The organism is Coleofasciculus sp. C1-SOL-03, from assembly GCF_040220555.1.
In the GTDB taxonomy this organism is placed as follows: Bacteria; Cyanobacteriota; Cyanobacteriia; order Cyanobacteriales; family Coleofasciculaceae; genus Coleofasciculus.
Genome location: NZ_JAVJUO010000046.1, coordinates 23,378 through 30,744, shown reverse-complemented (window position 1 = coordinate 30,744; position 7,367 = coordinate 23,378). Strand labels below are relative to the sequence as shown.

4 protein-coding genes are annotated in these 7,367 nt (G+C 44.9%); 1 reads left to right on the top strand and 3 read right to left on the bottom strand.

Annotated elements, in window-relative coordinates; genetic code table 11:
• Positions 1-282: 282 nt before the first annotated feature.
• The 3 genes from RIE73_RS07030 to RIE73_RS07020 form a co-directional block, all read right to left on the bottom strand.
• Positions 283-990 carry a DUF928 domain-containing protein gene (locus RIE73_RS07030; RefSeq protein WP_446400508.1) on the bottom strand — a complete coding sequence of 236 codons (708 nt, stop codon included), beginning with the start codon at positions 988-990 and terminating at the stop codon, positions 283-285.
• Positions 991-1,222: 232 nt separating this feature from the next.
• The gene (locus tag RIE73_RS07025) at positions 1,223-3,541 is read right to left on the bottom strand and encodes a CHASE2 domain-containing protein (RefSeq protein ID WP_446400507.1); all 2,319 of its coding nucleotides are present in this window, start codon (positions 3,539-3,541) and stop codon (positions 1,223-1,225) included.
• Positions 3,542-3,816: 275 nt separating this feature from the next.
• Positions 3,817-5,151 (bottom strand): AAA-like domain-containing protein, encoded by a 1,335-nt coding sequence (locus RIE73_RS07020; protein ID WP_446400506.1) that lies wholly within the window; start codon positions 5,149-5,151, stop codon positions 3,817-3,819.
• Between the two features lie 406 nt (positions 5,152-5,557).
• Between RIE73_RS07020 and RIE73_RS07015 the strand changes: the two genes are divergently transcribed.
• A complete protein-coding gene (locus RIE73_RS07015; RefSeq protein WP_446400505.1) occupies positions 5,558-7,267 on the top strand; it encodes a DUF7453 family protein in 1,710 nt (569 codons plus the stop codon).
• Positions 7,268-7,367 lie beyond the last annotated feature (100 nt).

Genomic DNA, 7,367 nt, shown 5'->3' with positions numbered 1-7,367 from the left:
GGAGAACCCGGCGTGAAAACCCTTTGGCAGGGTCTACGACGACTTCATGACATTGCACAGACTTGGATTTTACTCTCTCACTCTAGTGCTACTTTTGTCAAGTCAGATTTTGTTAAGAAAGATGTGACTAATGCATAGCTTTTTAAGGGGGATTTAGGGGGATCTCAATGTTAAGGATTGGTGGGTTACGGCGGATAGAAAATTAAACGGTTATTGACATAATTTAATACCGCCTAACCCACCCTACAATTAGATAAACAAGACAAAAGAACAAATGATCAATTAATCGTTTATCGCTTCAACTTCACCCGCGATCGCATCTCGTGGTAAATCCGCTAAACCCATTGATTTTAATAGGGTTTCCCAGGTTGAGGGGAGGGTACGAAGCTGGGAGATATCCTGGGGCAGATCATACCAAAGATTATGTTTAATTAATAGGTCAATCTGTTGGGATAAAGCGGCTTGTTGTACCTGCGTCTCTAAGTCTTGGTTATCTAACCGTTTTACCCATCCCTGATGCCAAACGCGATCGCGCATGGATGATCCGGAGGATGTACAATAGAGCATGAGTTTCCAGGTGTAGCGTTGATTTGGGGCTAAGGGTGGGGCGGTTTGGGGTAGACTAATCTTAATTAAACCGGGGGTTTGGGGTAGGGAAAATTCCTGTCGGTAGATGGTATTTTGTTGTTCGTCTTCTAGGGTAAATTTACCGGAATGGAGGCTACTTGTTTGATAGGGAATGTAGAACCAAAGGGTAGGATATCCGCTAAGCGTGTAGCCGGAAAATTCGTTATTAGTCAGGGGTAATAAGGGGGTAAAGGGTTGATCGGTTTTCTCACAGGAACCCCGAGTTCCACCGGGATTTCGTTCTTCGGCGGGTTCACTGTCTGGGGGTTTGGGTGGATTATTGGTAGTAGGTTGGGTTTGATTGGTTGGGGTGGAGGTGATGAGAATTAAGGAAAGAATGAGTGGAAGGTTTGGGAAAGTCATTGTTTTTTTATCCGGGTTTGGGGTTGGGTGGTTGGATGTTTTTTTAACGCAGAGGGGCGCAGAGGTTAACGCAGAGGGCGCAGAGGGGTAGGCGTAGTTGATGTTCTATGGATTTGGGTTGGGGTTGGGTTGATTTTCATGGGTTTGAGGTTGGGTGGTTGGATGTTTTTTTAACGCAGAGGGGCGCAGAGGTTAACGCAGAGGGCGCAGAGGGGTAGGCGTAGTTGATGTTCTATGGATTTGGGTTGGGGTTGGGTTGATGTTTATGGGTTTGGTGTTTAACTGTGCATAGGTTGGTGATTAGATGGGCAAAAATAGAGGGAGTTAGGGGAATGTAAATATGAAGGGTGATAAAAAGAGTAAAGCTAAGTGTGCTGATGCTAATTAGGATAATTCCACTGGCGATTCCTCGATAGATTAAGCGGGAAATATGCCAGTTAATTAGTCCGGCTGATAACGCCCAAGTTCCAATCCAAAGACTTTCTATCCACCAGGGGGGAAATTGAAGTAGGGGACGTTTGTTTGTAACAGCGCTAATCAGTTGACTGATTTTATGGGCGTGAATGTGTAAGCCACGTATCTCTTGGTTATCTGGCGTTTTAAAGTAGTCTTTGACGCTGGGATCGGTAACGCCAATTAATATGATTTTGTCTTTAATTAAGCCGGGATGCACTTGATGATTGAGTACCTGAGTTAGGGTGACAGTTGGGGCAATTTCCTGGCTGCGGCGATAGTTAAGCATGATTTGGTGTCCTTTGACTTGGGAGGTGGTATAAAATCCAGGGTGACTATTCAGAATGTTGAAGCGAATTTCGCCAATTTGCCATTGTTGGGCGGTGGGAAAGTCAACGGAAAATCCTTGATTCTGTAAATAACGTAGGGCGATTTGGGAACTAAACGCATAGTAGGCGGAACAGTTGGAAGGTTGAGGCGGATTCATCGCTAAAAGATGACGGCGAACAATGCTATCGGAATCGGTAATCACATCACTGAATCCTAAACGCTTGTCGGGAATTTCCGGTGGTGGTGAGATACCTTCGGGATCATTCTGATTGGGATGGGTACAAATCGGAATCACGCGATCGCGGGTTTTGAGATATTCAATTAATTCTGCTTGACCTTTGCCTTCAGGTCGGTCACGATAGATATCTAAACCGATAAGTTGGGGCTGATATTGGTCTAAGGCTTGTAATAATTGCCGCATTGTGCGATCATGCAGTGGATATTCATTGTCTAAGTTGGCGATATCCTGCCGAGTAATCTGTACCAGCAACAACCGTTGATCGGGTTCCTCCGACTGACGCGATCGCCCAAACCAATCAAACGTTTGGAATTCCCACGATTGCCATACGCCCAGCGATCGCATTCCCATCACTAATACTGTTACTCCCACCGTCGCGGCGATTACCCGCCACCGGGGAAGGGATGGCGAGGGAGAGGGAATCGGCTGAAGCTGTTGATTCACCCAATGGCGATCAAAAACAGAGGCGTAAATCCGATTCGCCACCTGTAACTGTCCCCCCCGCTTCACCACTAATCCCGATAACTGTAATTGCTGCTGCAAATTATTCTGATCAGCCGGAACTTTTTTCCGTTTGAGTATCCGGTGATACAGCATTAATAACGGTTGACTATCTTGATGTCCAGACAAGACGCGATCGCGAATCGTCCGCAGATGTTCAGGATTATCCTGAGACAGCCAGTTATCGAGAATGTGCGATCGTACCACCTGATCCACAAAACCAGTAGGTAGGGTGTAGGGAAGCATTTGTTCCCTTTGTTCTCCTACCGCCTGACACACTAACCGACATACCTTTTGCGTCAGAAACGGTTGTCCCCCTGTCCAATTTAATATAGCTTGAAGTACCGCATCAGGATGACGAACCTTTCCCTGTAATCCCCTAACTAAAGGTTTCGCTTCCTCCCACGTAAACCCCTTTAACTCAATCGCCAAACTCTCAATATTAAACGGTGTGCGCTGATTATCCGCAATCAAATCCGATGGCGTCGCCACTCCCAACAACGCAAAGGTTAAACGCTGGTATTTATGCTGAATTGCCCGTTTATTATAACAAGCCCGGATAAAGCCAAACAGATCATCTTTAAAGTCTAAATTCAGAATACTATCGATTTCATCAATAAAAATAACAATCTTACCCGCAACCCTTCCCAAAACCTCCTCATCTACGAACTTACTGAACCGATCAAAGGGAGACAAATACGCATACCGATACCACCACTCCCCCTCATCTAGATCCAACTCCAACCCACTCACCAAATGACTCACCATTGTGCCATAAAACTCCTCCTGATTAATTTGATAACTACAGATATCCCGCATTTCCATTTCCACACAAGCAAACCCCTGATCTTGCAACCGTTTCATCGTCCGCACCAACAAACTCGACTTACCCATCTGCCGAGAATTCAGCACATAACAAAACCGCATCCCCCTCAATCCCTGATAAAGTTCTTGATCCGCCGCCCGAACCACATAATTCCTCGCCTCCAGGGGTAAAGCGCCACCTACTTGATAATCGTCATTTGTCATTTGTCAAAACACTGATTTCAAGGATTTATTGGAGAGATTGGGGTAGGGAGGTGAGAGGTTAGTTGCACTGATTACACCGATAAATTGGTTGTCTATCATTTGTCTTATGTCTTATGTCATCTAATCCTAAATATCGAACCCAAGCCCATCTCCACCCCCCTAAAACTTATCCCCCCATCCACTCAACCCCTCTGCGTTCCTCTGCGTAAACCTCTGCGTACCTCTGCGTTAAAAAAACATAACCTCTCTCCCCACAAAATCCAATCAAACAACCCCTAACCCCCCGATTCAATCCGACTCTCAAAATACTGACGAAATAACTCATAACGAGGACTAACGCCATCCCCTTCCCATCGAACCAACCCCAAATTCTCCAAAACATCCGCCACCTCTGGATTCAATCTTACCGGATGATTAACACCAACAACCTGATTAAACACCGCTACTAACTCCGGCAATTGATGTAACTTTTGTTCATACATCAGCAAATAATCCCGATAAATTCCCCTCGGAGTCGCCGCCATTACCAAAACCTCCTCCAATGTGACCAACTTTTGTCCAATTTGCTTCATCGCCTCTTGCACCAAATAAGGCTGTCCCCCCACCATCGCCATTAACCGATTCACCTGATCCCCTTGCCAATCCAATCCATAATGTTGCGCCAACTCTTGCACCTGTTCCCGACTCAATTCCGGTAACGCGATCGGAAGTCCCGTATTAAATGGCGACTGATTAATATCAAGTTCGCGATAATCTTCCGTATACACTAAAACCTGGCGCAATTTCCCCCAAATTGGGCGCGTTTTCGCCTCCTCATGTCGCGTTCGCAGCATCCCTAAAAACTCTCCCGCGACTTCTGGATAGGGAAAAATTCGATCCACTTCATCTAACCCCAAAACCAGACAACTGTCTCCGGGTAACAGATGCTTTTCAAAATACGTCTTACACTTATTCTTACTATTGCCAATACTCCGCTGCCAATGTTCAGCCACTGGATTATCTGATAATGAGTCTTGGTTCAGACTCAGCGTCACACTGGTACAGAACCATTGCAAAAATCGATTCAAATCTTGAAAATCCGTCGCCGTTGCATCCCGCAGATTCAAACTCACTGCGCGATAACCCTGATCCGCCGCATAATTCAACACCCGTGACATCAACTCCGTTTTCCCCATCTTCCACGACGCTTTAATCCGCAGCAAACATCCCGGCTTCAGGATTTCCTGATAACAGGTAGGTAGAATCCCTGGTTCAATATACCTATCTTGGCAGAGAGGAGACGCGATCACCCGGAAATCTGTCTCTGGATTCCTTAGTTGTTCTCCATGCTGCTGATATCGCCCATACTCCCGCTTTAACCAGTCTCGCAAGCGCTTAAATTTCCCCTTTTTCTCCGTATTCAGCGCCGGACAAGAATGGGCAAATGTCGCATAAATTCGTCCCATTCGTCGCTGTAGCGTCACCTCACTGATATGCAAATCAGCAGCAATTTTGGCATCAAGTTCTCCCCAATTCCGTTCCGCAAATCGCCAACAAAACACCTGTCTCTCATCGGCATCAAATATACCCTGACAATCTGCAATTTGTTGTAAAAATGTATCCCACGACATAAACAGTTAGAGGTATTCAATAGTCAGCAAAATTGTCGGATGTGTTAGCATTCGCGCAGCATTCTCTAAAGGTAGCGTAACCCACCCTGACTCTATTCCACTAGGATATCACTTATAATCCAACGATTAAAATAAATGGGGCTTGAGTCAGCGATGCAAACGTTTATAGCGAAGACAGCGCCACAATGAACGAAGAATTAATCACTAATATTGATACCTTCTGATAGCTTGTGATACCTTTTGATAGGTTTAAAACCAACCCTCACAATTCTATCTGATAGCTAGCTGTGGGTTCAAATTCAAAATAAACCGATTTAATAGACTTATAAGCAAAGTACATACATCTGATCGATCAGACCTATTTTCCAGTTATCTCAACTCTCTCAGAATTTTCAGGAGTACGATTATGCTGAAATTCAAGCCAATTCTTTCTCTTACCGTAGTTGGACTATCTCTCAGCCTACTCAGTAGTGGTAAAGCCTTAGCCTTCAGCTTCAACTTTAGCCCAATAGTAGAAACTAGCAATTCATTCAGTTCCTTTACCAGCCTCGGTTCAGGACTCGGTACCGCAGGCGGAAATAGCGGCTATAAGTTGTCCAATGACTCCAACTATCAAAACGGCAAAGGACTGGCAATTAACAATAATGGTCAAGTCGTCTTTTTTGCCGAACTCAAATCAGGAGACCAAGGAATCTATGTTGGTACGGGTGTCAGCGCCCCAGAAATCATTGTTGACAACAAATCTTACTCTATATTTAGCAGTTTTGGTCAGGGACTATCCCTTAATAATAATGGTACTGTCGCCTTTTTTGCTGATGTCGATTCTGGTGGTCAAGGCATCTTTACCAGTAATGGTGTCAGTAACACTCAACAAATTGCCCATACAAACGCAACCTATAGTAGCTTTGCCCCTGGACTGGCGATTAACGACAATGGTACTGTAGCCTTTTTTGCCAATCTTGATAATGGTGGGCAAGAAATCTTTACCAGCGACGGCAATAAAACCATCCAAATTACCAACTGTATAGGTGCTGGTTCATCTGAGCAACAATGTCCTCTGTCCAGTAGTATGCTTGATCCTCTTGCACCTGACATTAATAATCAGGGAATGGTTAGCTTTGTGAGTCACTACGGTGTCTTTACAGGGGATGAGAATGGCAACTATTTGATTGTTTCCGATCCCACTAACTTTTGGAATGGTTCATATCGGGAAGCCAATATAAATGACCAAGGAGAAGTATCAGCCTTTGCTCATAATAATGGTGCAGGTCAAGTCATTTTCAAGACGAATGGCATTAATGGTGAATTGATTGCCGGGAACAATTATGATGAGTTAGAAACACCCGATACATTCTATAACGTTGGCACCAGTTCTATCAATAATAAAGGACTCGTCGCTTTTATGGCAAATCAGGTCGTTGAAGGGTCTACCCCCTTTAGCAACCAGGATAAAGGTATCTTTGTGGGGAGTAATGCGGTCGAGGATAAAGTTATTGGCATTGGCGATACCTTATTCGGTTCCACTGTCGTTGATTTAGCCATGGATCGGCAAAGCCTGAGTGATGATAATGAGATTGTCTTCTGGGCAAAAATGGAAGATGGCACAGAAGGAATTTACCGCGCCAATAACATCGCTGACTCCCAGTTTAATCCTTTGCTTCCTGATAGTACCTTGGATGGAGTGTTTCGATTTATTGATGTTATTGGTGGGAAATGGTACGACCCACCGTCTGCCTATGGTTTCCGCTATGAAATGACGGGAAATTCTTTATTTACCTCAATTCTAAACTTCCCGGTTGGCTTTGAAAATCCCTTCACCGTATCTGTAGGAGATACAAATCTGGGTGAATTTATACCCGGAGACAGTATCGATTTTGTCTCGCTTTTGGGTGGTGGTGTTTCTGAGTTTACGATTACCGGACTCAATGTTGATCCCACCAATCCCACAGCGTTCCCAATTAAACTTGACTTTGATACGGATACCGCGAGTTTCGATATGCATGCACTCATAGAGGAAGACAGTCAGAACGTGCCTGAACCCGTTTCTGTCTTCAGTTTGTTGACCTTTGGTTCAGGTGTTGTACTACTGCGTAGACGGAAATCACGGCAGGTGTAGGGGCGGGTTTTACAACTATCTTATCGGTTGTACCCAGATGTAACTAAACCCGCCCCTCCCAACGTTTTTTTGACAGATATCCCGTAGGGTAGGCATTGCC